General features: G+C 66.2%; 22 protein-coding genes. 7 read left to right on the top strand and 15 right to left on the bottom strand.

Translation table 11 applies throughout. The features are described from left to right. Window positions 1–222: 222 nt before the first annotated feature. The 6 genes from SOM28_RS05000 to astA form a co-directional block, all read right to left on the bottom strand. The gene (locus SOM28_RS05000; protein WP_320467420.1) at window positions 223–2,421 is read right to left on the bottom strand and encodes a prolyl oligopeptidase family serine peptidase; all 2,199 of its coding nucleotides are present in this window, start codon (window positions 2,419–2,421) and stop codon (window positions 223–225) included. Continuing rightward, on the bottom strand, window positions 2,418–4,031 hold the full coding sequence (locus tag SOM28_RS04995; protein ID WP_320467419.1) for an alpha/beta hydrolase fold domain-containing protein: 1,614 nt from the start codon (window positions 4,029–4,031) through the stop codon (window positions 2,418–2,420). The genes SOM28_RS05000 and SOM28_RS04995 overlap by 4 nt, the downstream gene beginning before the upstream one ends. A 15-nt stretch (window positions 4,032–4,046) precedes the next feature. Continuing rightward, the gene (locus SOM28_RS04990) at window positions 4,047–5,465 is read right to left on the bottom strand and encodes an amidase family protein (RefSeq protein WP_320467418.1); all 1,419 of its coding nucleotides are present in this window, start codon (window positions 5,463–5,465) and stop codon (window positions 4,047–4,049) included. Continuing rightward, complete coding sequence (locus tag SOM28_RS04985; protein WP_320467417.1) at window positions 5,449–6,969, bottom strand: amino acid permease; 1,521 nt, start codon at window positions 6,967–6,969, stop codon at window positions 5,449–5,451. Before SOM28_RS04985 ends, SOM28_RS04990 begins: the two co-directional genes overlap by 17 nt. Continuing rightward, window positions 6,966–9,164, bottom strand: coding sequence for a TonB-dependent receptor (locus tag SOM28_RS04980; RefSeq protein ID WP_320467416.1), 2,199 nt, complete (start codon window positions 9,162–9,164; stop codon window positions 6,966–6,968). Before SOM28_RS04980 ends, SOM28_RS04985 begins: the two co-directional genes overlap by 4 nt. Before the next feature lie 279 nt (window positions 9,165–9,443). Further along, on the bottom strand, window positions 9,444–10,517 hold the full coding sequence (astA, locus tag SOM28_RS04975) for an arginine N-succinyltransferase (protein ID WP_320467415.1): 1,074 nt from the start codon (window positions 10,515–10,517) through the stop codon (window positions 9,444–9,446). Window positions 10,518–10,814: 297 nt separating this feature from the next. On the opposite strand from astA, the gene SOM28_RS04970 reads away from it, so the two are divergent. Beyond that, window positions 10,815–11,375, top strand: coding sequence for an Lrp/AsnC family transcriptional regulator (locus SOM28_RS04970; protein WP_320467414.1), 561 nt, complete (start codon window positions 10,815–10,817; stop codon window positions 11,373–11,375). Here SOM28_RS04970 and SOM28_RS04965 read toward each other — a convergent pair. Next, the gene (locus tag SOM28_RS04965; protein WP_320467413.1) at window positions 11,372–11,794 is read right to left on the bottom strand and encodes a VOC family protein; all 423 of its coding nucleotides are present in this window, start codon (window positions 11,792–11,794) and stop codon (window positions 11,372–11,374) included. The genes SOM28_RS04970 and SOM28_RS04965 overlap by 4 nt on opposite strands. Before the next feature lie 75 nt (window positions 11,795–11,869). On the opposite strand from SOM28_RS04965, the gene SOM28_RS04960 reads away from it, so the two are divergent. The 3 genes from SOM28_RS04960 (at window position 11,870) to SOM28_RS04950 (ending at window position 14,821) form a co-directional block, all read left to right on the top strand. Beyond that, on the top strand, window positions 11,870–12,556 hold the full coding sequence (locus SOM28_RS04960; RefSeq protein WP_320467412.1) for a helix-turn-helix transcriptional regulator: 687 nt from the start codon (window positions 11,870–11,872) through the stop codon (window positions 12,554–12,556). 67 nt (window positions 12,557–12,623) lie between these two features. Next, on the top strand, window positions 12,624–14,336 hold the full coding sequence (locus SOM28_RS04955; protein WP_123071303.1) for a PQQ-dependent sugar dehydrogenase: 1,713 nt from the start codon (window positions 12,624–12,626) through the stop codon (window positions 14,334–14,336). Between the two features lie 68 nt (window positions 14,337–14,404). Then, on the top strand, window positions 14,405–14,821 hold the full coding sequence (locus SOM28_RS04950; RefSeq protein WP_123071297.1) for a hypothetical protein: 417 nt from the start codon (window positions 14,405–14,407) through the stop codon (window positions 14,819–14,821). Between the two features lie 4 nt (window positions 14,822–14,825). Here the strand turns inward: SOM28_RS04950 and SOM28_RS04945 are convergent, their stop codons facing one another. Then, window positions 14,826–15,254 carry a DoxX family protein gene (locus SOM28_RS04945; protein ID WP_123071298.1) on the bottom strand — a complete coding sequence of 143 codons (429 nt, stop codon included), beginning with the start codon at window positions 15,252–15,254 and terminating at the stop codon, window positions 14,826–14,828. A gap of 132 nt (window positions 15,255–15,386) precedes the next feature. On the opposite strand from SOM28_RS04945, the gene SOM28_RS04940 reads away from it, so the two are divergent. Beyond that, the gene (locus tag SOM28_RS04940; RefSeq protein ID WP_320467411.1) at window positions 15,387–16,280 is read left to right on the top strand and encodes a LysR family transcriptional regulator; all 894 of its coding nucleotides are present in this window, start codon (window positions 15,387–15,389) and stop codon (window positions 16,278–16,280) included. Here the strand turns inward: SOM28_RS04940 and SOM28_RS04935 are convergent. The 3 genes from SOM28_RS04935 to SOM28_RS04925 form a co-directional block, all read right to left on the bottom strand. Continuing rightward, the gene (locus SOM28_RS04935) at window positions 16,252–16,506 is read right to left on the bottom strand and encodes a hypothetical protein (protein WP_320467410.1); all 255 of its coding nucleotides are present in this window, start codon (window positions 16,504–16,506) and stop codon (window positions 16,252–16,254) included. The two genes, SOM28_RS04940 and SOM28_RS04935, sit on opposite strands and share 29 nt — an antisense overlap. A gap of 4 nt (window positions 16,507–16,510) precedes the next feature. Further along, window positions 16,511–16,939, bottom strand: coding sequence for a DoxX family protein (locus SOM28_RS04930; protein WP_123071300.1), 429 nt, complete (start codon window positions 16,937–16,939; stop codon window positions 16,511–16,513). Window positions 16,940–17,623: 684 nt separating this feature from the next. After that, complete coding sequence (locus SOM28_RS04925) at window positions 17,624–18,685, bottom strand: hypothetical protein (RefSeq protein ID WP_320467409.1); 1,062 nt, start codon at window positions 18,683–18,685, stop codon at window positions 17,624–17,626. Window positions 18,686–18,716: 31 nt separating this feature from the next. On the opposite strand from SOM28_RS04925, the gene SOM28_RS04920 reads away from it, so the two are divergent. Together SOM28_RS04920 and SOM28_RS04915 are read left to right on the top strand one after the other, a co-directional pair. Further along, window positions 18,717–19,043, top strand: coding sequence for a hypothetical protein (locus SOM28_RS04920; protein WP_320467408.1), 327 nt, complete (start codon window positions 18,717–18,719; stop codon window positions 19,041–19,043). A 115-nt stretch (window positions 19,044–19,158) separates the two neighbouring features. Beyond that, the gene (locus SOM28_RS04915; RefSeq protein WP_123071999.1) at window positions 19,159–19,686 is read left to right on the top strand and encodes a YggT family protein; all 528 of its coding nucleotides are present in this window, start codon (window positions 19,159–19,161) and stop codon (window positions 19,684–19,686) included. 69 nt (window positions 19,687–19,755) lie between these two features. Here the strand turns inward: SOM28_RS04915 and SOM28_RS04910 are convergent, their stop codons facing one another. Genes SOM28_RS04910 through accC form a run of 4 tightly spaced genes read right to left on the bottom strand, consistent with a single transcriptional unit; the run spans window position 19,756 to window position 24,210 of the window. After that, window positions 19,756–20,697, bottom strand: coding sequence for a carbohydrate kinase family protein (locus SOM28_RS04910; protein WP_320467407.1), 942 nt, complete (start codon window positions 20,695–20,697; stop codon window positions 19,756–19,758). 10 nt (window positions 20,698–20,707) lie between these two features. Further along, a complete protein-coding gene (locus tag SOM28_RS04905; protein WP_320467406.1) occupies window positions 20,708–21,856 on the bottom strand; it encodes a DUF3426 domain-containing protein in 1,149 nt (382 codons plus the stop codon). A gap of 6 nt (window positions 21,857–21,862) precedes the next feature. Continuing rightward, window positions 21,863–22,813, bottom strand: a complete 951-nt coding sequence (gene prmA / locus SOM28_RS04900) for a 50S ribosomal protein L11 methyltransferase (protein ID WP_320467405.1) — start codon at window positions 22,811–22,813, stop codon at window positions 21,863–21,865. Then, window positions 22,810–24,210: an acetyl-CoA carboxylase biotin carboxylase subunit gene (gene accC, locus SOM28_RS04895; RefSeq protein WP_123072003.1), complete on the bottom strand. Its 1,401-nt coding sequence runs from the start codon at window positions 24,208–24,210 to the stop codon at window positions 22,810–22,812. Before accC ends, prmA begins: the two co-directional genes overlap by 4 nt. Between the last annotated feature and the right edge of the window lie 89 nt (window positions 24,211–24,299).

Raw genomic sequence — 24,299 nt, 5'->3', positions numbered from 1 at the left:
GCAGTGTCTAAAAGTCAGACCTGACTTCGATGTTGATTCGAAAGAAGAGAATCGGTTCCTGTGGATGAGCGAGATGATCGATCTGAAGAAAGAACGTGACTTCTTTGAGACGCGTGTGATTGAGTATCAGACCGGCGGCATCCTGAGCTGGGACTGATTGCCATCGGCATCGCATGAATGACAAAACCCCGCGACTGCGGAGTTTTGCTTTTGGAGTGTGTATTACGTCGTCTTTGGTCGCTGCGGCACCTGTCCCCACTTCCGGTCTGCGGACCACACGGCGAACGCCATGAACGACGCCTGCTGCGCGCGTTGCGCCGTCGTTCCCGGATCGCCCATATGCCCCGCATGCAGCAAGGTCCGCGACAGGATCGGATTGCCCGCCGTGGTCGAGCCACGCGCCTTGACCGCGAACTTGAGCGGCTCCCAGAACGCCACCCGATCGTCTGCCACGCTGCCCAGCGCCAGCAAGGCCGGATACGCCGCGGTGCGCAGATTGTCGTAAGGCGAGTAGGTCGCCATATAGGCGTGATCTTCCGGCACACGCGGATCGCCCCAGAACGGGAACGACGTCGTCCCCAGCGGATGGTTTTCGTAATGCTCGATCGTGGTCAGCACATCCAGGAACGGCATCTGCGCGATCACGCCAGCCCACAGGTCCGGCCGCATCGTGTAGATCGCGCCCATCAGCAAACCGCCGGCCGAGAAGCCATGCGCCACAATCCGCCCCTTGCTGGTGTAACGCTCGGCGATCAGGTGCTCGGCGCAGGTGATAAAGTCGGTGAAGGTCTTCTTCTTGCCCTGCTTGAGCACCGATCGCCACCATTCGGTGCCGCGCTCGGCGCCGCCGCGCACGTGGGCGATGGCATGGATCCATCCTTGCTCCACCAACGCGATCGCAGAAGGTGAAAACTCGGCGTCGATCGTCGCGCCGTATGAACCGTAACCATACAGGAAGAGCGGGGCGCTGCCGTCGAGCTTCTGGCCCTTGCGCATCAGGACCGTGATCGGCACCAGCGCGCCATCCTCGGCCTTCGCCGAGAAGCGTCGCACCTCGTAGCGCTCGCGGTCATAGGCCTTGGAGACGACCGGTGCGCCGGCAGGCGCGAACTGCGCGCTGGCCAGGTCCAGGGTGAAGGCGGCGCGCGGCGAACGCGGCGACTGGTAGCTGAAGGCCATGGTCGGCACGTTGCCGCCCTGGTCCGGCGGCACGCTGATTGCGTAGGCAGTCTCGTCGAAGGCGATCTCGCGTTCCTTGCCATCGGGCGCCATCACCACCAGCCGCGGCAGCGCATCGCGCCATTCCTCGCGCACCAGGTAGCCGGCGAAGGGGTGAACCGCGGAGATGAAGCGGCCCGGCTGGTGTTCCACGAAGGGTTTCCAGTTCGCCCGGCTTGGCGCCGTCGCGCTGGCCGTCATCAGCTTGAAGTCGATTGCGCCGTCGGCGTCGGTCAGCACCAGCAGCTGGCCATTCCATTCGTCGATGTCGTAGCGCAGTCCATCCGTGCGCGGCTCGACCAGCACCGGCGTGGCGGTCGGGCGATCCATCGGCACCAGGCGCACTTCGGTCATGTCGCCGTTGAACATCTTGATCACGACGTGGCCGCCGGCCGCCGTGGTGCGCAGGGCGATGAAGAAGGCCGGGTCCTTTTCTTCATAGATCAAGGTGTCGCCCGGCTTGCCGATCTCGCGCCGGTAGACGGTCGAGGGGCGACCCTTGTCGCTGCGGCCGATCCAGTACAGGTAGCGGCCGTCGGGTGAGAGGGTGTAGCCGCTGTGGCCATTGGTGATATCCGACACCAGCAGCTCGCCGCTGGCGATGTCGCGCACGAAGACGGAAAAGATGCCGGCGCCGGTGCGGTCGGCGGCCCAGACGAACAGGCGGCCGTCGAGACTGTGCTTCGGGGCGATCCAGCCAAGCTTGTAGTGCTTCTTGCCCTTGGCTTCCAGGCCGACGTCGAGCAGCACCTGCTCAGGGCCGCCCTTGACCGGACGGCGCAGATACACCGGATAGTCGCTGCCGGGCGGCGTGCGTTCGTAATAGAGAAAGTCGCCGCTGCGGATCTCGACCGGCGTGCCGGAAAGCGCGTCGAGCGCCTCCATGCGTGCGATCAGCGCCTTCTGCTGCGGTGCCGATGGCGCCAGCATGGCGTCCGTGTACTCGTTCTCCAGCTTCACCGCCGCCTTGATCGGCGCGTCCAAGGAGTCCGGCGCGCGCAGCACGGCATGCCAGTCCTTCGGCTGGAACCAGGCGTAATCGTCCATCCGCGAGTAACCGAGTCCGCCAACATCAGTCGGCACGCGGCGGTGCTGCGGCGGTAGCGGCCACGGACGTGGGGCGGTGCTGGCCGCCATGACCGGGCTGAAGGCACTGGCGGCCAATGTACCGGCGGAGACGAGGAATTGACGGCGGTCGATCATGCGGCATCCTTGCTTGAAGAGTTTGAAGAAATGGACAGCGTCTGGCACAGCCAAGCCGCGCCGTCGTCGATGGCGCCGCTCGCGACGGTCGAGACTTCCATCGCCTCGATGAAGCTGTGCGGCGCGCCCGGGTACACCTTGATCTTGACCGGCACCTCGGCTTCGAGCAACAGGCCGGCCATCAGGAGATTCTGCTCGGCAAGCACGTCGCATTCGGCCACGAGCAGGAACACCGGCGGCATGCCGCGCAGGTCGGCCAGCACCGTCGCCAGGTAGGGATCGCGTCGGTCAGCCATGCTGCCGATATAGTTGTGCCAGAACTCGTCGACCTCGTCGGCGGTGAGCATATCGTCCGGCGTGCCGTAGCGCTGGCGCGCGGCCGGCGACGGATCGGGAGAGAAGCCGCCATAGATGCTGAGGATGGCCTTGACCGCGTCAGGCTCTCCGGCGTCGCGCAGCTTGAGCGCCGCGCCGAAGGACAGGCTGCCGCCGGCCGAGTCGCCGCCCAGGGCCAGGCGTTCCGGATCGATGCCGAATTTCGCACCGTGGATGCGCAGCCAGCGCACGGTCGCCACCACCTGGTTCAGCGCGATCGGATAGCGCGCTTCCGGCGCCAGCGCGTAGTCGACGCCGATTACGGTCATGCCAGACCTGGCCGCGTATTCGCGCATCAGGCGGTCGTGCGTGTCGAGGCTGAACAGCGCCCAGCCGCCGCCGTGCATGTAGACCAGCGCCGGTTTCGGCTCGCCCGGCGTTGGATCGTAGAAGCGCAGGCGCACCGGCCCGGCTTCGGTATCCGCCACCTTTTCGGTCACGCTGCCCATTTGCGGGCCGCCGGCCTGCCATGGCAGGCGCGATTGCTCGGCGATGGCGCGCCGTGCCGGCCAGTCCAATACGCGGCCAGCCGTGAGCCGGCGGCCGGTATCGCGCACGTCGTCGATGAAACGCATGATGTCCGGGTCGAGCGGGGAGGGCGGCGGTACTGCGGCCACCGGCGCGCGCGTGTCGCCGAAGCGCCGCATCCAGCCGGCCAGCTCGTCGGGGCCAGTCAGTTCCAGGCCGCGCAGGATGTCGGCGAACACGTCGTCGCGCTCGTCCTGGCCCAGCTTGAAGCGGCTCGATACCTGCAGGATGTGTGCGCGAAAGCCCACTACGCCCTGCGCCAGCCTGTCGTAGCGCGCGCCCATGTCCTCGATGCGCCAGGCCGCGGGGCGATCCCGCTCCACGTCGTCGACCAGGCCACGCAGCAGGGCCGCCGCGTCGAGCGGCGTGTCGCAGATGTCGACTTCGACGTCGAAGCAGGCGCTGGCGAAATTCCAGGTCGGGGCCTGGGTGCGGTCGGCGAACCACGAGGGCGAAATATAACCTTGGGGCCCGAGCAGCAGCACGGTGGCGCGCGGGCTGTCCAGCAACTGGCGCCAGTGGTCGTTGCTGCGGCCGAAGTGGCCGAGGATGCGCAGCGGCTGGCCGGCGTCGTCGCATTCGAGCTGCACCGGCAGCACGGTCGCCTGCAGCGCGCCGGCCGCGCCGGAGACGATCCAGGCCAGCGGCTGGCTGCGCACCAGATCGATCAGATCGCGCGGACCGCGAGGGGAAAACTTGTCGCTCATCGAGATTCTTCTAGATTAGATATTGGGTCCATTCGCCACCGACAGCGCCGGCCAGCGGCCATGCCACGGCAGCGCCTCTTCCAGCTCGTAGGCCAGCGCCAGCAGCATGTCTTCCTGCCCGCGGTCGGCCGCGAACATGCTGCCGATCGGCAGGCCGGTGCTGCTGGTGAACAGCGGCAGCGAGATCGCCGGCGTGCCCGCCATGTTCTGCAGCGGCGTATAGGGAATCCAGGCGAACATCGTCTCCATCAGTTGCTCGGCCGGCACCGATGGGCCATAGGCGCCGAGTAGCGGCGCCGGCGTCGACGTCACCGGCGACAGCACCACGTCATAGTTCGCATAAAACGCCGACAACTGCGCCGGCAGCCCGGCCAACTGGCGGTAGGCCGCTTCCAGCGCATTGAACGGCAGGGTCTCGGCGCGCCGGCCCAGGGCCAGGGTCCATGGTTCGATCAGGTCTTCCAGACGCCGGCCACCGCTCGTGGCGCGCACCGCATCCACGCAATCGGCGCCCAGGTGCGTCCACAGGTCTTCGAAGGCGCGCATGAAGGCGGCGCCGTCGATCGGCCACTCGACCTTTTCGACGTGGTGGCCGAGCGAGGCGCACAGGTCGGCGCTGCGGCGGATCGCTTGCGCCACGTCGGCGTCCGGCGCCGCGCCGCGCAGGCCGTGCTCGATCACGCCGATGCGCAGGCGGCGCTTCGACGCGTGCTGCACCATGGCGCGCTGCGGGTCCAGGTGGGTGGCGGCGAAACCCCAGGCGGTATCGCGCACGCTGCGCGACATCAGGCTGTCGCCCACCAGCAGGTCTTCGACGTTGTGGCGGGAGCGCACGCGCACCGTGCTGTCGCGGCCCGGTTTCAGGCCGACGATGCCGCAGCAGGCGGCCGGCAGGCGGATCGAGCCGCCGCCGTCGCTGCCTTGCGCCAGCGGCACCAGGCCGGCGGCCACCGCCGCGCCGGCGCCGCCGCTCGAGCCACCCGGCGAGTGCGCGACGGACCACGGGTTGACGGTCACCGGCCCGGCCAGCGGCTCCGTGGAGCCGAGCAGGCCGAACTCCGGCATCGAGGTCTTGCCCACCGCGACCAGGCCGGCCGCGTCCAGGCGTTCCACATAGGGATAGCCGCTGGCGGCCAGCGCGCCGCTGCGGCTGCGCGAGCAGGAGCGGGTGGGCATGCCGGGATAGTCGAGCGAGTCCTTCGGCATCCATGGCACGCCGCGCATGGCGCCGCCGTCTGGCAGACGCGCGGCATTGGCGCGCGCCAGTTCCGGCGCATGGTGGCTGGTGGCGCGCAGGCTCGGGTCGAGCGCCTCGATACGCATCAGCGCCGCCTCGGTGAGGGCGGTGGCGTCGAGTTCGCCCTTGCGCACCAGGGCCGCCTGGTCGTGGGCGTCCAGGCGGCCGAGCGCGAAGGCGTCAGTGAGAGTCAGCATACGGTGGGGCTTCCTTGCAAGTGGATTGAGAAGTCGCGGCCTGGCGCCGGGCGCGCGGACGGCCATAGAACAGGTAGATCGACAGGCCGGCCAGCGCGTACAGGCCGAGCAGGATGCTCGACAGCCAGTCGCCGCGGCGCGCCTGGTCGATGATGTCGAGCGCCACCGGCAGTGTCATGACGAAGCTGGTGACGATCGCCAGCACCGGCACCACGCCGAACCAGACGCCGCCGATGCGCACGCCGCCCAGCGGCACGCGGAACTTGCGCTCCAGGTCGGGCTGGGTGTTGCGCATGTGGATCAGGCTGACCGCGACCATGGCGAACATGAAGGCCACGCCGAACGAGATCAGGTCGGCCATCACCGAGATCGGCAGCAGGGCGGCGCTCACCGCCGCGATGGCCGCCAGCAGCAGGTTGCCGCGCGCCAGGCTGTTGCGGGTCGGGTGGATGCGCGAGAACAGCTTGGGCAGGTAGCCGTCGCACGACATCGCGTAGCACACGCGCGAATGGCCGAAGGCGTTCGCCAGCAGCACCGAGGCCAGGCCGGCCAGTGCGCCGATCTTGATCACGGTGGCGAAGGCCGGCATGCCGATGCGGTCGACCGCGAGCGCGATCGGGTCGGGCACGCCCAGTTCGCGGAACGGCACCAGGCCGGTCAGCACGAAGGCGCTCAGCACGTATAGGCCGGTGCACACCGCCAGCGAACCGAGGATGCCTACGGGTACGTCGCGCTGCGGGTTGCGCGTCTCGGCGGCGGCGGTGGAGACGGTCTCGAAGCCGAGGAAGGCGAAGAACAGCAGTGAAGCGGCGCGCGCCACGCCTTCCCAGCCATAGGTGAAGCCGCCCTCGTTGGGCGGCACGAAGGGCGTCCAGTTGTCCGGGGCGACGGCTTGCGCGCCGACCACGATGAAGCCGGCCAGCACGCCCACCTTCAGCACCACCAGCAGGGTGCTGACCAGGGAGTAGCGCGACATGCCCAGCGCCGCGATGCCGCCGGCGGCCAGCACGGCCAGTGCCGCCACCAGATTGAAACCCGAACCGAGCGACAGCACGTGGCGGCCATCGATCTGGGTCGATTGCACCAGCGGCGTCGAGAGCGCCGCCGGCAAGGGGATGCCGAAGTCGCCCATCAGGCTGCCCAGGTAGCCGGCGAAACCCACCGCCAGCAGCGAGGCGGCCACGCTGTACTCGAGGAACAGCAGCCAGCCCAGAGCCCAGGCCGGCCCGCCGCCGAGCGTGCGCCGGCAATAGGTATAGGCCGAGCCGGATTCCGGCATGCTCGACGCCAGCTCGGCATAGCACAGCGCCACCAGCAGGCAGGCGACGCCGGCGATCACGAACGACACGGTCACCGCCGGCCCGGCGAAGCGCGCCGCCGCGGTGCCGGTCATCACATAGACACCGGCGCCGAGAATGTTGGCGATGCCGAGCACCAGCAGGCCACCCCAGCCCATGCTGGGGCGCAGCGCGCCGGTCTTTGCTACGCTCGCGCCGCCGCTCACAGGCGCCAGTGCAGGCGCACGCCCGCGGTACGAGGACGGATGATGAATTGCTGCTGCCCGAACGGCTCTTCGTTGCCGTAGCCGAAGGTCACGCCGCGCTTGTCGGCGATGTTGTTGACGAACAGGCTCAGCTCCAGGTTATCGAACCACATCGCGTAGCGCGCGTCGAACTGGCTGAAGCCGTTGATGCGCTGGTCGGCCTGCTGCAGATTGGCCGGGGCGTCCGAGATGTAGCGGCCGCTGAGCGTGAAGCTCGGCGTGTACTGGTTGTGCCAGCGATAGGTCATGGAGCTCGACAACTGGTGCTTCGAGGCGCCCGGCAGGGTCTGGCCGCTGCGCAGCGGCACCGTGGCTTCCAGCAGGTCTTCGGTCAGCTCGCCGTTCAGGTAGGTATAGTTCAGGTTCAGGTCGAGGCTGTCCGTCGCGCGCCAGTTGCCCGAGAATTCGGCGCCGCGGATGCGCGCCTTGCCGGCATTGGTGCCGTAGCTCAGGTTGTCCGGCCGGTACAGGCGTACCTGCAGGTCTTCCCAGTCGATGTAGAAGGCGGCGGCGTCCAAGGTCAGGCGGCGGTCGAACAGCGCGGTCTTGACGCCCAGCTCGTAGTTGCGCAGCGAATCGCTCTTCCAGCCGGCCGGGGTGTCGAAGCCGGCCAGCGGGAAGATGCTGTTCGGGTTGCCGAAGCGGTAGCCTTCCGAGGCGACCGCGTACACCAGCGTGTTGGCGTCGGCCTTGTAGCCCAGCGAGATCTTGGGCGAGAAGCCGTCTTCGGCCTGGCGGCCCATCGGCGTGATCTGCGTTTCGGGGAACAGCACGCCGTAGCGTTCGTCCGAATTGGTCACCTCGGTGTCGAACCAGCGGCCGCCCAGAGTCAGCTTCCACTTGCCCAGGTTGGCCGAGGCTTCGCCGAACACGGCTTTCTCGTTGCCCCAGATATTCCCCCAGCCCCAGTAATAGTAATCGCCGCGCAGCAGGTCGGTGCCGACCTGCGGCAGCAGCACATCGTAGGCGCCTTGCGCCGACAGGTCTTCATCGAAGCGTTTGGTGGTCTTCTGGTAGGAGGCGCCGAGCAGCCACTCGAAGGCGCCGCCGGTCGGCGAGGCCAGGCGCAGCTCGTAGTTGCGGGTTTCGCTGCGGCCCAGCTGGCGGAACAGCTGCGGGTCGCTGGTGCCCAGGTAGCCGCCGTAATAGGGCGTGTAGTCGAAGTGCAGCACCTGCGACTTTTTATTGTAGGCGGCGATGCCGGTCAGCTTGGCCCAGCCGAAGTCGTGGTCGAGCCGCGCGCTGTGCAGCGCGAAGTTGAGGTCGAAGCGGGTCGCCAGGGAGGTCGAGCGTTGCAGCTCGCCGTAGTTGGTCATGCGGTACGAGGCGTCGTCGGCGTCCGAGTCCTGCCACAGGCTCAGCCAGCTGAACTTGGTGGCGGCGCCCGGCGTCCACACCACCGACACGCGGCCGTCGTCGACCTTGTTGTCGTTGCTGCCCTTGCGGTTGATGCCGATGTTGTCGAGGTAGCCCGGCTGGTCGCGGCGGCTGGCGACGAAGCGCACGGCCAGCTGGTCCTTGATCAGGGGGACGTTGACCATCGCCTTGCCGGTGTAGCCGATGCTGCTGGTGTTGCGGGTGGTGCTGATCGAGCTCTCGAGGGCGGCGTCGACGCCGCTGGCGTCGGCCTCGCGCGCCACGTAGTTGATGGCGCCGCCCAGCGAGGAGGCGCCGTACAGGGTGCCTTGCGGGCCGCGCAGCACCTCGACCCGGGCGACGTCGAAGGTGTCGATGTCGGGGATCGATACCGCGTAGCCCGGTTCGCTCAGCGGAATCTCGTTGATGTAGTAGCCGGTCGGGCCCTGGCCCTGATCCAGGCCCGCCGTGGTGCCGACGCCGCGGATCACGGCGGTGGAGTTGCCGCTCGGGCCGGCGTTGAAGACGACGCCGGGCAGCTTGCCCAGGTAGTCGGCATACGACTCGGCGCCCAGTTTACTCAGGGTGTCGCCGCTGATGGCGCTGGCGCCGCCCGCGATGTTCGACAGGCTCTGGCCGCGCTTGCCGATCACGACCACTTCTTCCGGCGCGCTGCCGCCTTGCGTTTCGTCGCGCGGAGAAGAAGGAGAGGATTGGGCATGGGCCTGGACGGGGAAGAGGCCGAGGAGTGCCAGCGAGATGGCGGTGTGGCGCAGCAGTGCAGAAGATCTTGGTTTCATTCCAGATGACTTTCCGTAGCAGTTGGGCAGCGAGATGGGTAACACCCTGTGGATGGAAGCTTGTCGATGGCTCTTGCTGGCCGCTTCCTTGTGTTTCAGACACCGATCCACTGTAGGAGCAATCAGCAGCTCAGTCCATCCGGCGCGCTGGCCGCTTCCATATGCTATGTCATTGAGTTGTAATGACTTTTTCGAGCGATGCACAAGATTCGGTGCTTGCGCCCATGCAAATTAGGCAGAATCTGCACGATTCCACTGTGCAAATAGGCAGTTCCTGCACTACACGACCGAAATCGCCCTTTCGCTGGCTGCGCCAATCTGATGCACGCCCTGGTTCGCAGCCATGGCGAGCACGCGGATAGTGCGTCCAGCGTCACATTGCAGTGCACGCAGTTCAGCGGGCGTCATCGACACGATGCCGTCGACGGCAGCCGTGCTGCTGGCGATCACCCTGAAGGCATCCGCTTCCGTGGTGCAGGCCAGTGACTTGCGGTCGCCTTCCACTGCGTCGCGCGCGGCCGCGACGGTCGCGACGACGCTCTCGCGTGTGGCCCGCAACGCATGTGCGCTCGCCTGCAGCACCGGGCCGCCGTCGAAGATGTCGATATAGGCGCCGGCGTGCATGCCCTCTTGCTCCAGCAGGCGCCGCGCGGGCGCCGTGTCGACGTGGGTCTGGCCGATGGCGGCGCGCGCGGCGTCCGACAAAAAGCAGGTGTAGATCGGATAGCGCGGCATCAGCTCGGCGATATAGCTCTTGGCGCCGGGCCGGCACAGGTCGTCGGCGCGCGCGAAATCCATGCCGAAGAATTTGCGACCGACGCTTTCCCAGAACGGCGAGCCGCCACCGTCTGCCTGGTAGCCGCGCATCTCGGCGAACACGCCGCGCGCAAACAGGTGCGGAAACTGGGCGATGAACATGAAGCGGCTTTTCGACAGCAGCCGGCCATTGCCGCCGCGCCGGTAGTCGGGATGCAGGAACAGCGAACACAGTTCGGCGCTGCCGGTCAGGTCGTGCGACAGGTACAGCACTTCGTGCCGAACGTAGACGCCGGCCGCTGCCGCCGAATGCACCAGGGTGCCCAGCCGGTAGTTATAAAAGGGCTCGTCGAGGCCGACGGAGGCCTTGATCGCGGCGATGCCGCCGATGCGGCCCTGCGCCAGGTCGTCCAGCACGAACACGTAATCGCGCAGTTCCGGGGCGACGGTCTGGGCGAACGAGGCTTGCGACAAGGCGAGGCGCTCGGCCAGGGCCTGGCGATCGGCCTTCAGCGTGGTCATGCCGGGACCGGCGCAGGCGGCCAGCTGCAAGACCGCATCGAGGTCGGATGGTTGTGCCGCGCGCACGATGAGCATGGGATCTCCTGGTTGTTGGCAGACCGAAAACTCTAGGTCGAAACGTGGCCGTCGTCCAACCGCCGAAAAGTCGCGATGTATTCGTCCAGGCGTTTGATTTCAAAGAGAATTTGCTCGCGGTTGCGCAAGTTTCGCGACGCCGGCACGTCGCAGAACCGTCGATTCGCTTGCCGCGGCATGCAATTTCGGCAGTTCCTGCACCCGGGATCTCATGGGAATCGGGTACGATTCTTGCAGACAACAGCGGAGCAAGTCGCCGACGTTGATGGCGTCCGCACTATCAGGAGACCGACCATCATGACCCAGAAAGAAATCGACCGCATCGACCGCAAGATCATGGATCTGCTGCAGCAGGATGCGCGTGTGACCAACCAGGCGCTGGCCGACAAGGTCGCCCTGTCGCCCAGCGCCTGCCTGCGCCGGGTGCGCGACCTGGAGGAGCGCGGTTTCATCACCGGCTACCGCGCCCAGATCGCAGTCGACAAGATCCGCAACGTGCTGATCGTGCTGGCCCAGGTCTCGTTCGAGCGCCACACGATGAACGACTTCGGCGCCTTCGACGACTGCATCGCCGGCATGCCCGAGATCGTCGAATCCTGCCGCGTGAGCGGCCTGTACGACTACATGCTGCGCGCGGTGGTCGACGACATGCAGGACTGGAAGCGCCTGATGCTGGTGCTGCTCAATGGCGGCTTCGGCGTCGAGAAGATCGTGTCGCACTTCCTGATGGACGAGATGAAGTCGTTCAGCGGCTACCAGCTGATTGCCGATCCGGCCAAGGAGCAAAGCAAGCCAACGCGCGTGCGCGAGGCGGCGCCGGCGCTCGATGCCAGCGCGCTGCGGCCGGCGTTGCGCTAAGCCGCCTGTCCTGCGGCGACGTCGACCACCCACATCACGCCGAAGCGGTCCTTGAGCATGCCGTACAGGGGCGACCATTGGGCCGGCGCCAGCGGATGCACGATGCTGGCTTCCTGCGCCAATCCCTCCCACAGCGCCCTGATCTCTGGTTCCGAACCGCCGCGCAGCGAGACGAAGAATGCGTTTTCACCCTGATGCCACGGCGTGCCGCTCGCCACGTCGAAGGCCATGATGCGAAAACCGTTGGGGGCGGCGACCTGGCCCCAGACGATCCGCTCTGCGTCCGCCGGATTCTCGAGGCGGCCTAGTTGCGCATACGTGACCTGCGTCAGCTCGCCGCCGAACACGGACTGATAAAACGCCAGCGCGGCGCGCGCCTGGCCCTGGAAGTTGAGGTGGGTGACTACCTGGACGGACATCGAAAACTCCTTGGTGGGGTGTGGAAGACGGGTGCTACTATAGCCATCCGTCCTGCCAGTTATTGTCAGTAGAAGATGTCACGTACAAACCGTCTGTTTCGCCTGCTCGATGCCTTGCGCCGCCTGCCCGCGCCGGTCACGGCGGCCCAGCTGGCGCAGGAGACCGGGGTGTCGGTGCGCTCGGTCTACCGCGACATCGAGACCCTGCGCGCGGGCGGCGCCGAGATCGGCGGCGAGCGCGGTTTCGGCTATACGCTGGTCGAAGACGGCACCTTACGTCCACAGACCTTCAGCCGCCTCGAGATCGAGGCGCTCACCCTTGGCCTCGCCGAAGTGCGCGGTATGGGCGATCCGCAGCTCGTTGCGGCGGCGGAGGCGGTGCTGGCCAAGGTGGCCGCGACCCTGCCGTCGCTGGGCCAGCAGCACCTGCTGCATGCGGTGTCGCGGGTCCACCATTTCAGCGAGCGTTTCGCGCAACTGCCCGACATGGCGCTGATCCGCGCCTGCTGCTGGCGCGAGGAAGCGCTCACGATCGATTACGTCGACCGCGAGGGCGCCACGACCAGCCGCACGATCTGGCCGCTCGCCATCGTCTACCTCGACCGCATGCTGGTGGTGCTGGCGCGCTGCTGCCTGCGCGAAGACTTCCGGATGTTCCGCGCCGACCGCATCGCCTCGGTCGCGGCCACCGGCGCCAGCTTCAGGCCGCGCCGCGCGGCGTTGTTGCGCGACTATGGCGAGAGGCTGGCGATAGCACAATGAATGAAATGCCTGTGCGGGGATAACTTGCCCTATGATGGCGATTTTTACGCCTGACCAGGAGACAACCTTGCAAGCCAATACCCTGACGCTGCATGCCCTCATGCTCGCCAGCCTGGCGACGGTATCCGTCGCTCACGCCGCCTCCGCGCCGCAGATCACCGCCGGCCGCACCATCTTCCAGAACAACTGCGCCAGCTGCCACACGGTCGATGCCAAGCTGTCGCCGCTGGCCGGTCCCGGCATGTTCGGCGTCGTCGGTCGCAAGGCCGCCGGCGTCCCCGGTTTCGGTTATTCGGGCGCGCTGGCCAAGGCCGGCGCCGCGGGCCTGGTCTGGACCCGCGAAGAGCTGGACGTGTTCCTGCTCGACCCGGCCAAGCGCGTGCCCGGCACTACGATGCCGGTCGGCCTGCCGGACCAGAAGATGCGCACCGCGCTGATCGACTACCTGGCCAGCCTGCAAGGCCCAGCCACCGCCGCCGCGCCGGCCCTGCCGGTAGCAGCGGCCAAGCCGGCGGACCGCGCCGGCGCCTGGGACGACACCCAGCCCGGCAAGGTCTTCCACATCAAGCCGACCGACCTGGCCAAGCCCTTCGCCACCGACAGCGCCGGCAACAGCCCGCGCGTGCAGGCGCGTCCGAACGGCACGACCCCTAGCGTGATGCCCGGCTTCGAGGTGAGCGTATTCGCCCAGGATGCCGACAAGCCGCGCGTGGCGCTGCGTGCGCCGAACGGCGACGTATTCCTGGCCGCGACCGGCGCCGGTGAAGTGAAAGTGCTGCGCTCGAAGAACGGCGACAAGGCCGATACCGCCGAGGTCTTCGCCACCGGCCTGTCGCGTCCTTACGGCATGGCGTTCTGGCCTTCCGGCGCCAACCCGCAGTATCTGTACGTGGCCAATGTCAATTCGGTGGTGCGCATCCCTTACCGCAACGGCGACCTGAAGGCGCGCGCGCAAGCCGAGGTGGTGATCCCCGAGCTGTCCGAGACCAGCGGCGGCCACACCACCCGCACCCTGGTGTTCTCGAAGGACGACAAGACGATGCTGCTGTCGATCGGCTCGGCCACCAACGTCGCCGCCGACATCGGTCCCAAGCCGCCGCTACCGATCGCCGAGTGGGAAAAACGCCACGGCTTCGGCGCCGCCTGGGGCGTCGAGACCGACCGCGCCACCGTGATGGCCTTCGACCCGGACGGCAAGAACCGCCGCACCTATGCGACCGGCCTGCGCAACTGCGTCGGCCTGCTGGTGTATCCGGCCACCGGCGACGTGATGTGCAATGTGAACGAGCGCGACGCGCTGGGCGACAACCTGCCGCCGGACTACCTGACCCGCGTGAAGCAGGGCGGCTTCTATGGCTGGCCGTGGTACTACATCGGCGACAACGAGGATCCGCGCCTGAAAGGGATTCGTCCTGACCTGAAGGGCAAGACGATCACCCCCGACGTGCTGCTGCAGGCTCACTCGGCGCCGCTGGGCATGGTGGTCTACCACGCGCCGAAGGGCGCCAAGAACGCCTTCCCGAAGGAGTACGAGGGTGAGGTGTTCGTCGCACTGCACGGTTCCTGGAACCGCGGCGTGCGCACCGGCTACAAGGTGGCGCGCGTGTTCATGAAGGATGGCGTGCCCACCGGGCAGTACCAGGATTTCATGAGCGGCATGGTGATCAGCGATCGCGACGTCTGGGGCCGCCCGGCCGCGGTCGAAGTCGCAGCCGACGGCGCCTTGCTGGTGGTGGACGACGCCGGCGGCACCGTGTGGCGTATTGTTCCAAAACGCTAGATCAGAACCGGCGATTGCGCTAGGATGGATCGACGCGGCGGCCGCCGCATCGATCCCGGAGTAGACGCATGCGCCCAATCGTTTGCCTGACCGTGCTGGCTGCCATCGCCCTCGGCGCCTGCGCCACCGAGAAGCCGGAACCTCCGCCGCCGCTGGTGCTCGGCAGCTATGTGAGGGACATGCCGCGCAGCGAAGCCTGCGACAGCCTGATTGCCCAGGCCTTGGAGCGTGAGCTCCATGGCGCCTTCAAGCTGGCCGGCATGCTCAACACGAACACCTATCCGAAACCCGGCGAGTCGAAGGTGAGGGCCACGCCGGACATCCCGCTGGTGCCCCTCGGCAGCCATCCGACCGGCTTGCTGACGCCCCAGCTGGATGGCACCTTCCGCTCGCTGTTCGTCAACTGCGAAACGCGCCAGGCCTATGTCTCAAAGCGTGGCGGCGTCATTGACATCACTTACTGGTACGGCCCGTTCGGCCTGTGAACCCTCAGGCTGCCAGCGGCGCGGCCTTGCGGCCGACAGCCGCGTCCAGGCTGTAGGCGCCGGCGCCGAAGGCCACCACCTGCAGCAGGCCACCGGCCATCGCGACGTTCTTCAGCAGGTGGATCAGCTGGTTCTGGTCGCTGATCGCGTTATGGAAGACGAAGGCCGTCACGAGCGAGAACACCGCCAGGCCAGCCGCGACGAGGCGGGTCTTGTAGCCAAGGACGAGCAGGGCGCCGCCGCCGATCTCGACGGCGATCGCGCCGACCAGCGCGAGCGAGGCGAAAGGCAGGCCGACCGACTGGATGTAGCCCAGCGTCGCCTCCGGCGCCAGCGCCTTGCCGATGCCGCTAAAGACGAAGATCGCGGCCATCAGGATGCGGCCGATGGCGGGGATGATGGATTGGCTGGTCTGGGTGGCGTTGGCGTACATGGTCGTTCCTTTCGAATGGTTGTTTTGGTTGACGCCATCATGTGTGCGGCGTCCATGAAGATCATCTTAGACCCATCTGATCGATCCAAGAAGCCTATATAATTCGATATCAACTATCGATGGAGTAGATGGATGCTCGACGGGATGTCCATGGACCAGCTGCGCACCTTTATTGCCGCAGCCGATGAGGGCAGCTTTTCCGCCGCCGGCCGCAAGTTGCGGCGCGCGCAGTCGGTGGTGAGCCACACGCTGGCCAATCTCGAGGCGCAGGTGGGCTTCGCGCTGTTCGATCGCTCGGGTCGCTATCCGCAACTGACCGAGGCCGGACGCGCCCTGCTGGCCGAGGCGCGCCACGCGGCCGACAGCATGGATGCGTTCAAGGCGCGAGCGCGCACGCTGGCCGAAGGCCTGGAACCGGAGCTGTCGGTGGCGGTCGACGTGATGTATCCGATCGCGAAGCTCACCGAGGCGGTGCAGGCCTTCCACCGCGAATTTCCATCGACGCCGCTGCGTCTATATGTCGAGGCGCTTGGCGCCGTGGTGCAGCCGCTGCTCGATGGCCAGTGCCGCATCGCGGTGATCGGTTCGTTCCCCGAAGTGCCGGCCGCCTGCGCGTCGGAATACCTGCTCGGCGTGCAGGCGGCAACCGTGGTCGCGCCCGACCATCCACTCGCGCACATCGAGGGCACGGTGATGCGCGCAGAGGCGGGGCACTACGTGCAGCTGGTGCTGACCGACCGTTCGACGCTGACCCGGGGCCGCGACTTCGGCGTGCTGTCGCCGCGCATCTGGCGTCTGGCCGATCTCGGCGCCAAGCACGCCTTCCTGCGCGCCGGCCTGGGCTGGGGGAATATGCCGTTGCATATGGTCGAGCAAGACCTGGCGAGCGGCGCGCTGGTGCGCATCGAACTCGAGACGCATCCGGTGCTGGGATCGGGATTTTCGATGCACGCGATCTTCATGCGGGACCAGCCGCCGGGGCCGGCGGGGCGCTGGTTCATCGAGCGTCTGAAATGCGGCGGCTGATGGCGAATGCGTTCTCCTGACGCGCCGGCAGCGGCGGCGCGGCGCGCCCGGAAGCGCAGATCGCACTCGCCAGCATGGGATCGAAGTCCGGACCGTCCGTGCTGCGCTCGGGTGGAAGCGCATGCCGGGAGGCGAGCGTCGCGCCACTGATGACGGCAGCGGCGATGGCGAGGCCGCTGACGCCGATGAAGATGCGTGCGGCCGGCGACTCCTTGCGGCGTGGCATGGCCTTACGCCCGGTGGATGGTTTCGCGCCCGCTGGGCATCCGGTCGACCGCATAGCGGCCTGCGCCGAATGCCGCCACCTGCAGCAGGCCGCCGGCGATCGCGATGTTCTTGGCCAGCTGGATGGCCTGCGCAATGCCGTCGAACGGACTGTGGAAGATGAGGCCGGCGACCAGGCAGTACGCCGCGAGGACGAGCGCCACCATGCGCGTCCTGATGCCCAGGACGAGCATGGCGCCGCCGCCCAGCCCAAGCAAGACGGCAATGGCCAGGCCGAGATGGGCAAAGGGCAGGCCCACCGAGCGGATTGCCTCGATGGTATGGCCAGGATCCAGTACCTTTTCGATGCCGCTGAAGAGAAAGATGATGGCCATCATGATGCGGCCAAGTGCCGGGACGGCTGAGGGACTGTCGTGGAGCAAATGGGATGACATGGATGGTCCTTTCACTGGCGTAATTGGGTGAGAAAAGTGCGCTTTCGCGTACAGCCAGACTTACTCGGATGACGTTGATTCAGATGCAGTGGCGCGTTGGCGGGTACTTTGCGGACATGCGGCGTTGGAAACTCGAATACGGCCCGCTGGCAGGGGCAAGGTGCCGGCGTGATTCCAGCTTATCGATCAGTTGAAATGCGATAGGTAAAGGCTGCAGCGCATGCGGGGCATGTCGCCGATTGGCGCGTGGGTGCGCAATTCACCGTCCAAATCACGCGACTTTTTTTGCGATTCACGGTTGCGCGCTCACAAAGAATGCGCGTACTTTACGTGATTGAATTTGTCAAATCGAGAAGATGTGATATTGTCGCGGGCATCGGGCAAAATCGATCGAATAATAGGACGCTGAACCAAACAGTATGCACGGAAGCGAAGCGAAAAGAACAAGCCGGCTTGTCTGACCAATTGCTCAGGCAAGGCGGCTTTTTCTTTTCGCACCCGCAAGGGTAGCGATGTGAAACGCTGGAACGGTGACCTGTCGACGTTGGCTGAAGCGCTGCAACTGTGAGGAGTTGCAGCAGTTCAGCCGGTGCCGGATTCATTGGCCTAAATCGACGCTTGCTTTGGTCCGATGAATAATTCGCCGGGTTTGATCCGGCGGGTTTTAAACCTTGAGCGTATTTCTCATCGCAGATGAAGGAGAACAAGAATGGCAACCGCTAAGAAACCAGCAGCAAAGGCAGCAGTAAAGAGCGCGCCTTCGTCCACGACGAAGTCGAACGCAAAGACTGCAGCAGAGAAACCAGTCGCAAAGAAAGTCGCGACCAAGGCCACCACCACCAAGGCCGCCGCCAAGGCGGTAGCCAAGCCAGCAGCCAAGGCAGTGAGCAAGCCGGCAGCGAAAACCGCTGCTAAACCTGTTGCAAAGAAAGCTACTGCAACCAAGACCGCCGCGACCAAAACCACTGCTACCAAAGCAACGGCCAAAACCGCGACCAAATCGGCAGCCAAGCCGGCAGCGAAGCCTGCAGTGAAGAAAGCAGCCGCTAAACCGGCAGCTAAGTCGGCAACCAAGCCGGCAGCGAAGAAAGCCGCCGCTAAACCGGCAGCAAAGCCGGCAGCGAAGAAAGCCGCAGCTAAACCGGCAGCAAAGCCGGCAGCAAAGAAAGCCGCTGCTAAACCGGCAGCCAAGCCGGCAGCAAAGAAAGCCGCAGCTAAACCGGCAGCAAAGAAAGCCGCAGCTAAACCAGCAGCCAAGCCGGCAGCGAAAAAGGCCGCCGCTAAACCAGCCGCCAAGTCGACCGCTAAAACCGCGACCAAAGCCGCAGCTAAACCTGCAGCCAAAAAAGCGACTGCAAGCAAGGCAGCCGCTAAACCGGTAGCGAAGAAAGCGACCGCCACCAAGGCAGCCGCCAAACCGGCAGCGAAGAAAGCGACCGCGACCAAAACCGCCGCCAAACCGGCAGCGAAGAAAGCGACCGCAAGCAAAACCGCCGCCAAACCGGCAGCAAAGAAAGCGACCGCGACCAAAACCGCCGCTAAACCGGCAGCGAAGAAAGCGACCGCGACCAAAACCGCCGCCAAACCGGCAGTAAAGAAAGCGACCGCCACCAAAACCGCCGCCAAACCGGCAGCGAAAAAAGCGACCGCCACTAAAACCGCCGCAAAACCAGCTGTGAAGAAAGCGTCGCCCGCAGCAAAAAAAGCCTCGCCGGCCGCTAATAAAGCTGCGCCGGCTGCAAACAAGGCTGCTCCAGCCGCTAAAAAAGCTGCTCCAGTGAAAGCTGCAGCAACCAAGACCGTTGCCGCAAAGCCAGAAGTCAAGCCAGCAGTCGTGGCCAAGGCCGAAGCCAAGCCGGAAGCAAAAGTCGACACCAAGGCTGAAACCAAGCCAGAAGTGAAGACCGACGCCAAGGTCGAAGCCAAGCCGGAAGCGAAGAAGCCAGCGGCCAAGAAACCGGCCGCCAAGCCGGCAGCGACGACCACCGCCGCGCCACCGGCAGCCGCACCTGCGGCCGCTCCGGCAGCGCCAAGCGCCGCTCCTGCTGCAAAGACCGTGCTGGCGCCGACCGCATGGCCGTTCCCAACCAGCAGCCGTCCTTAATACCGGACGACGCCCGACCGGCCGCGCACCATGTGCGCATGGCAAGTCGGGTCTGCTTCAGGCACAATGCCGCTGTGTGATTGTTCGCACAGCGGTTTTTTTTTGAGGAGAGTCCGTGCTGTCCATTCTTCAGTTTATCGTCGATATCATCGCAGGCTTGCTGGGTGGGGTGCTGCTGCTGCGCTTCTGGACGAACGCCATCCGCGTGCGCCTGCCCGACCAGATCCGCCAGTTCGTGCACACCATTACCGACTGGCTGGTGATGCCGTTGCGGCGCGTGGTGCCGGGCACCAAGGGCTACGACTGGGCGAGCCTGATCGGCGCCTTCCTGGTGGTGCTGGTGGCCAGCACGCTCCTGCTGCTGCAAGGCGGCAGCGGCGAGATGGTGCTGCTGTATGCGCTGCACCGCTTCCTGAACTGGATCCTGTACGGCTTCATGGCGCTCCTGATCATCGAGGCGATCTTCAGCTGGGTGAACCCGAACGCGCCGCTGGCGCCCTTCGTGCACGCCCTGAACCAGCCGGTGCTGCGCCCGATCCGGCGCGTGGTCCCGCCGATCGGCGGCATCGACCTGTCGGTGCTGGTGGCGCTGGTGCTGATCCAGATCCTGCTGTTCGTGTTGAGGCAAGTGTTCGGCTTCTGATCGCTGACCCCCACAACAAAATGGCCCTGCATCGCAGGGCCATTTTTTTATCTCACGCTATCGGGCAAATCAGCGGAAGCTGAAGCCGAAGGCCGCCTCGAACTGCTGGTCGAATTCCTGCGGCGTGAAGCTGTGGTTCTGGCCACCTTGCGAGGCGATCTTGATCGCGCCCAGCAGGCTGGCGATGCGGCCGCTGGTCGGCCAGTCGAGGCCATTGGTGATGCCGAACAGCAGGCCGGCGCGGTAGGCGTCGCCGCAGCCGGTCGGGTCGACCACGTTGGCCGCCTGCACGGCCGGGATGCGATGGTGTTCGCCGCCGGCGTGGATATCGGAACCTTCGGCGCCGCGCGTGATGATCAGCGCATCCAGGCGCGCCGCGATGTCGGCCTGGCTCAAGCCGGTGCGGTCCATCACCATCTCGAATTCGTAGTCGTTGCACGCCAGGTAGCTGGCCTGGCCGATGAAGGTGATCAGTTCGTCGCCCGAGAACATCGGCAGCTGCTGGCCCGGGTCGAACATGAACGGCACTTTCAGCTCGGCGCAGTCGCGCGCGTGCTTGATCATGCCGTCGCGGCCGTCCGGCGAGATGATCGCCACTGCCAGCTGGCCCTGGTCGGCCACGTTGTTCTCGTGCGAGAACTGCATCGCGCCCGGGTGGAAGGCGTTGATCTGGTTGTTGTCCTGGTCGGCGGTCACGAAGCACTGCGCGGTATAGGCGTCGGCGATGGTGCGGATGCCGCGGGTCTGGAGCCCTTGCTCCTGCATGCGCTTGAGGTAGTCGCCGCCGTCCACGCCCAGCGTGCCCATGATCAGCGGTTCGCCGCCCAGCAGCTGGAGGTTGTAGGCGATGTTGGCCGAGCAGCCGCCGTATTCGGTGCGCAGGGTCGGCACCAGGAACGACACGTTCACGCGGTGCAGCTGGTCGGCCAGCAGGGTGTCGCCGAAGCGGCCGTGGTATTGCATGATCTTGTCGAATGCGAGCGAGCCGCAGATCAGGGCGGTTTTGGTCATGGGTGAGCCTTCAGGGGTAGAAAACGGCAATGTGGTAGCCGGAAGGTTCGAGTCCTTCCAGCCTGAAATGGATCTTGACCGGCTGCTCGGCACGCGCGCCGAAGCCGGTAATGGAGTCGGCAAGCTGGGGCGCGTAGTCGCGCGGACCGAATACGCGCCGCACCAGCGGCTTGTCGTCGGCATCGTTCAGGGTCAGCTCGATGCTGGGCCAGGCCAGCGCCAGGTCGTCGCCGTTGCGCAGCACGGTGCTCAGGGTATAGGCGTTGCCGCCCAGGGTAATGAGTTCGCCCGTCTCGATCACCAGCGCATCGGGCCGCGCCGGCAGCCCGACCTGGCAGCCGAACAGGGCGCAGGTCGAGACCAGCGCCGGACGCAGCGCCGGATAGCGGGCGGCCAATACGTCGCGGAAGCTCACCATGGCCTGCAGGGCGAGCGCCAGCAACAGCAGGAGGCTGCCGGCGACCATCGCGATGCGCACGGCCTTGCTCGACTGCTCGCGCTGGCGGCCGCGGCGCACGAACTCGGGTTCGTCGATTTCGGGTACGCGCAGCTTGGGCGTGTCTTCGATCCGGGTCGGGGTCAGCTTGGAACGGCGCGAACGGGCGTCGGCGGCGCGTGCGCGCGGGGATTTCGTCGGCAGCGAAAGCGCAGGCGAGACGATCGGCGGCGAGCCGCCGGCCGATTCGCGCAGCAGCAGTGGCGGGGCGTCGGGCGCCGGCTGGCGCGCGGCGGGCTCGGGCTCGTCGTGCTCATCGTCCGGCGCGGGAGCCGCCACGATCTCCTCGTCGACCTGGATGTCGGCCACAGGAGCTGGTGCGGTTTCAGTTTTTACCGCCACATCCTGCTCTTCGTCTTGTTCGGTCAAGGGATGCGGCAGGATCCCGAACGGCGACAGCGTACGGTCGAATTCGAGCGTGTAGATCGGTTGTTCGGTGTCGTCGGTCGCGGGAACGTCTGGCGCAATGGCCGGTTCGGCGACTGGAGGAGGAGGAGAAGCAGGAGGGGAAGACGGCGGGGCGTTCAGGTCGACCAGCCCCGTATTGCCGTCAAAGACCTGCTGGCAGGCGCCGCAGCGCACGATGCCCCCACGCAGCTTGAGCTGGTCCGCAGCGACGCGGAACAGCGTGCCGCAGTGGGGGCATTGGGTGGCGAGCGCCATGCCTGCCTAGCCGCCAGAGCGGGGCGGCGGCGCGCTGTCCTGGCCGAGCGTCCCGTGTAGGGCAACCCAGCCGTCCTGCTCGGCCCAGACGCCCAGCTTGATGAAAGGTGCGTAGGCGGCGGCGACTTCTTCCGCCTGGCGCGCCAGCACGCCCGACAGGATCAGCGAACCGCCAGCGGCCACGCGGCCGGCCAGCATCGGCGCCATCAGCTTCAATGGGCTCGACAGGATATTGGCCACCACGATATCGAACTTGCCGCCCGCATGACGCTCGTTGCTTGACGCAGCGAAGGTGTCGGGCAGGTAGTAGTCGATCTCGACTTTGTTACGCTCGGCGTTGGCGCGCGCCGACTCGATCGCCTGCGGGTCGATGTCGACGCCGGCCACGTCTTGCGCGCCCAGCTTCTTGGCCACCATCGCCAGGATGCCCGAGCCGCAACCGTAGTCCAGCACCGACTTGCCCGGCGCCGGATGGGCTTCCAGCCACTCCATGCACAGGCGGGTGGTCGGATGGCTGCCGGTGCCGAAGGCCAGGCCCGGATCGAGTTCGAGGATCAGGCCGGACGGGTCTGGCGCTTCGTGCCAGCTCGGCACGACCCAGATGTTCTTGCCGATGTGGATAGGCTCGAACTGCGATTGCGTCAGGCGCACCCAGTCGGCGTCTTCGACCTTGCGGGTGGTGAAGGCCGGCACGACGGCCAGCTTGACCGCCTGCGCGGCCTCGGTGACGATCGCCAGCTGGTCGGCGTCGGTGTCCGTCAGGGCCACGACGCGGCTGTGGTCCCATGCGGCCTCGGTCGGCTCCATGCCCGGCTCGCCGAACAGGGGTTTTTCGTCCTCGGTGCCTTCGTCGGCGTCCTCGACGGACACCGACAGCGCGCCGGCTTCCATCAGGGCGTCGGACAGCGCTTCCGCGTGGTCGCGGGCGATCTCGATGACGACTTCAGTCCAGCTCATTCTTGTACCTTGGCTTCCGATTTGGCGCCGAGCGCCGTTTCCTTCGGCAGGTCTGGCTTGGCGGCCAGTTTCTGCTCCAGGTAGTGGATGTTGGTGCCGCCTTCGATGAAGCGGGCGTCGACCATCAGTTCGCGATGCAGCGGAATATTGGTGAGGATACCTTCGACCACCATTTCGGAGAGCGCGATTTGCATGCGGCGGATCGCCTGCTCACGGGTCGCACCGTACGAAATTACCTTGCCGATCATCGAGTCGTAGTGAGGTGGCACATAGTATCCCGCATACGAGTGCGAATCGACACGGATGCCAGGGCCGCCCGGCGGGTGCCAGCCGGTGATGCGGCCTGGCGACGGGGTGAACTTGAACGGATCCTCGGCATTGATGCGGCACTCGATCGAGTGACCCGACAGCATGATGTCGCGCTGGCGGAAGCGCAGCTTCTCGCCGCAGGCGATGCGGATCTGCTCCTGCACGATGTCGATCCCGGTGATCATCTCGGTGACCGGGTGCTCGACCTGGACGCGGGTGTTCATCTCGATGAAGTAGAACTCGCCGTTCTCGTACAGGAATTCGAAGGTGCCGGCGCCGCGGTAGCCGATCTTGCGGCAGGCTTCGGCGCAGCGGTCGCCGATCTTTTCGATCAGCTTGCGCGGGATGCCCGGCGCCGGTGCTTCCTCGATCACCTTCTGGTGGCGGCGCTGCATCGAGCAGTCGCGTTCGCCCAGCCAGACGGCGTTTTTATGTTCGTCGGCCAGGATCTGGATCTCCACGTGACGTGGATTCTCCAGGAACTTCTCCATATAGACTTCCGGATTACCGAAGGCGGTGCCGGCTTCGGTCTTGGTCATCTGCACGGCGTTGAGCAGCGCGGCTTCCGTGTGCACCACGCGCATGCCGCGGCCACCGCCGCCGCCGGCGGCCTTGATGATGACCGGGTAGCCCACGCGGCGCGCGGTCTGCACGATCTCTTTCGGATCGTCCGGCAGGGCGCCGTCCGAACCGGGCACGCACGGCACGCCGGCGCGGATCATCGCCTGCTTGGCCGAGACCTTGTCGCCCATCAGGCGGATCGAGTCGGAACGTGGGCCGATGAAGACGAAGCCCGATTTCTCGACGCGCTCGGCGAAGTCGGCGTTCTCGGACAGGAAGCCATAGCCCGGGTGGATCGCTTCGGCGTCGGTCACTTCGGCCGCGCTGATAATCGCGGGCATGTTCAGGTAGCTGAGGGTCGATTGCGCCGGTCCGATGCAGACCGATTCGTCCGCCAGTTTCACGTACTTGGCGTCCTTGTCGGCCTCGGAGTGGACGACGACCGTCTTGATGCCCAGCTCGCGGCAGGCGCGCTGGATACGCAGCGCGATTTCACCACGGTTGGCGATGAGGATTTTTTCAAACATGGTAGGTCCGGTATTCAGTGAAAACCGGCGCGGCTGGAACAACAGGCGGCGCCGGACACGTCATGGAGGTAAGCCGGCGGCGCGTCATG

This window comes from Massilia sp. CFBP9026, assembly GCF_034045165.1.
Classification (GTDB): Bacteria; Pseudomonadota; Gammaproteobacteria; order Burkholderiales; family Burkholderiaceae_D; genus Telluria; species Telluria arenae.
Note: the sequence above shows the minus strand (reverse complement) of the source record. Positions and strands in the feature narration are given on the sequence as shown.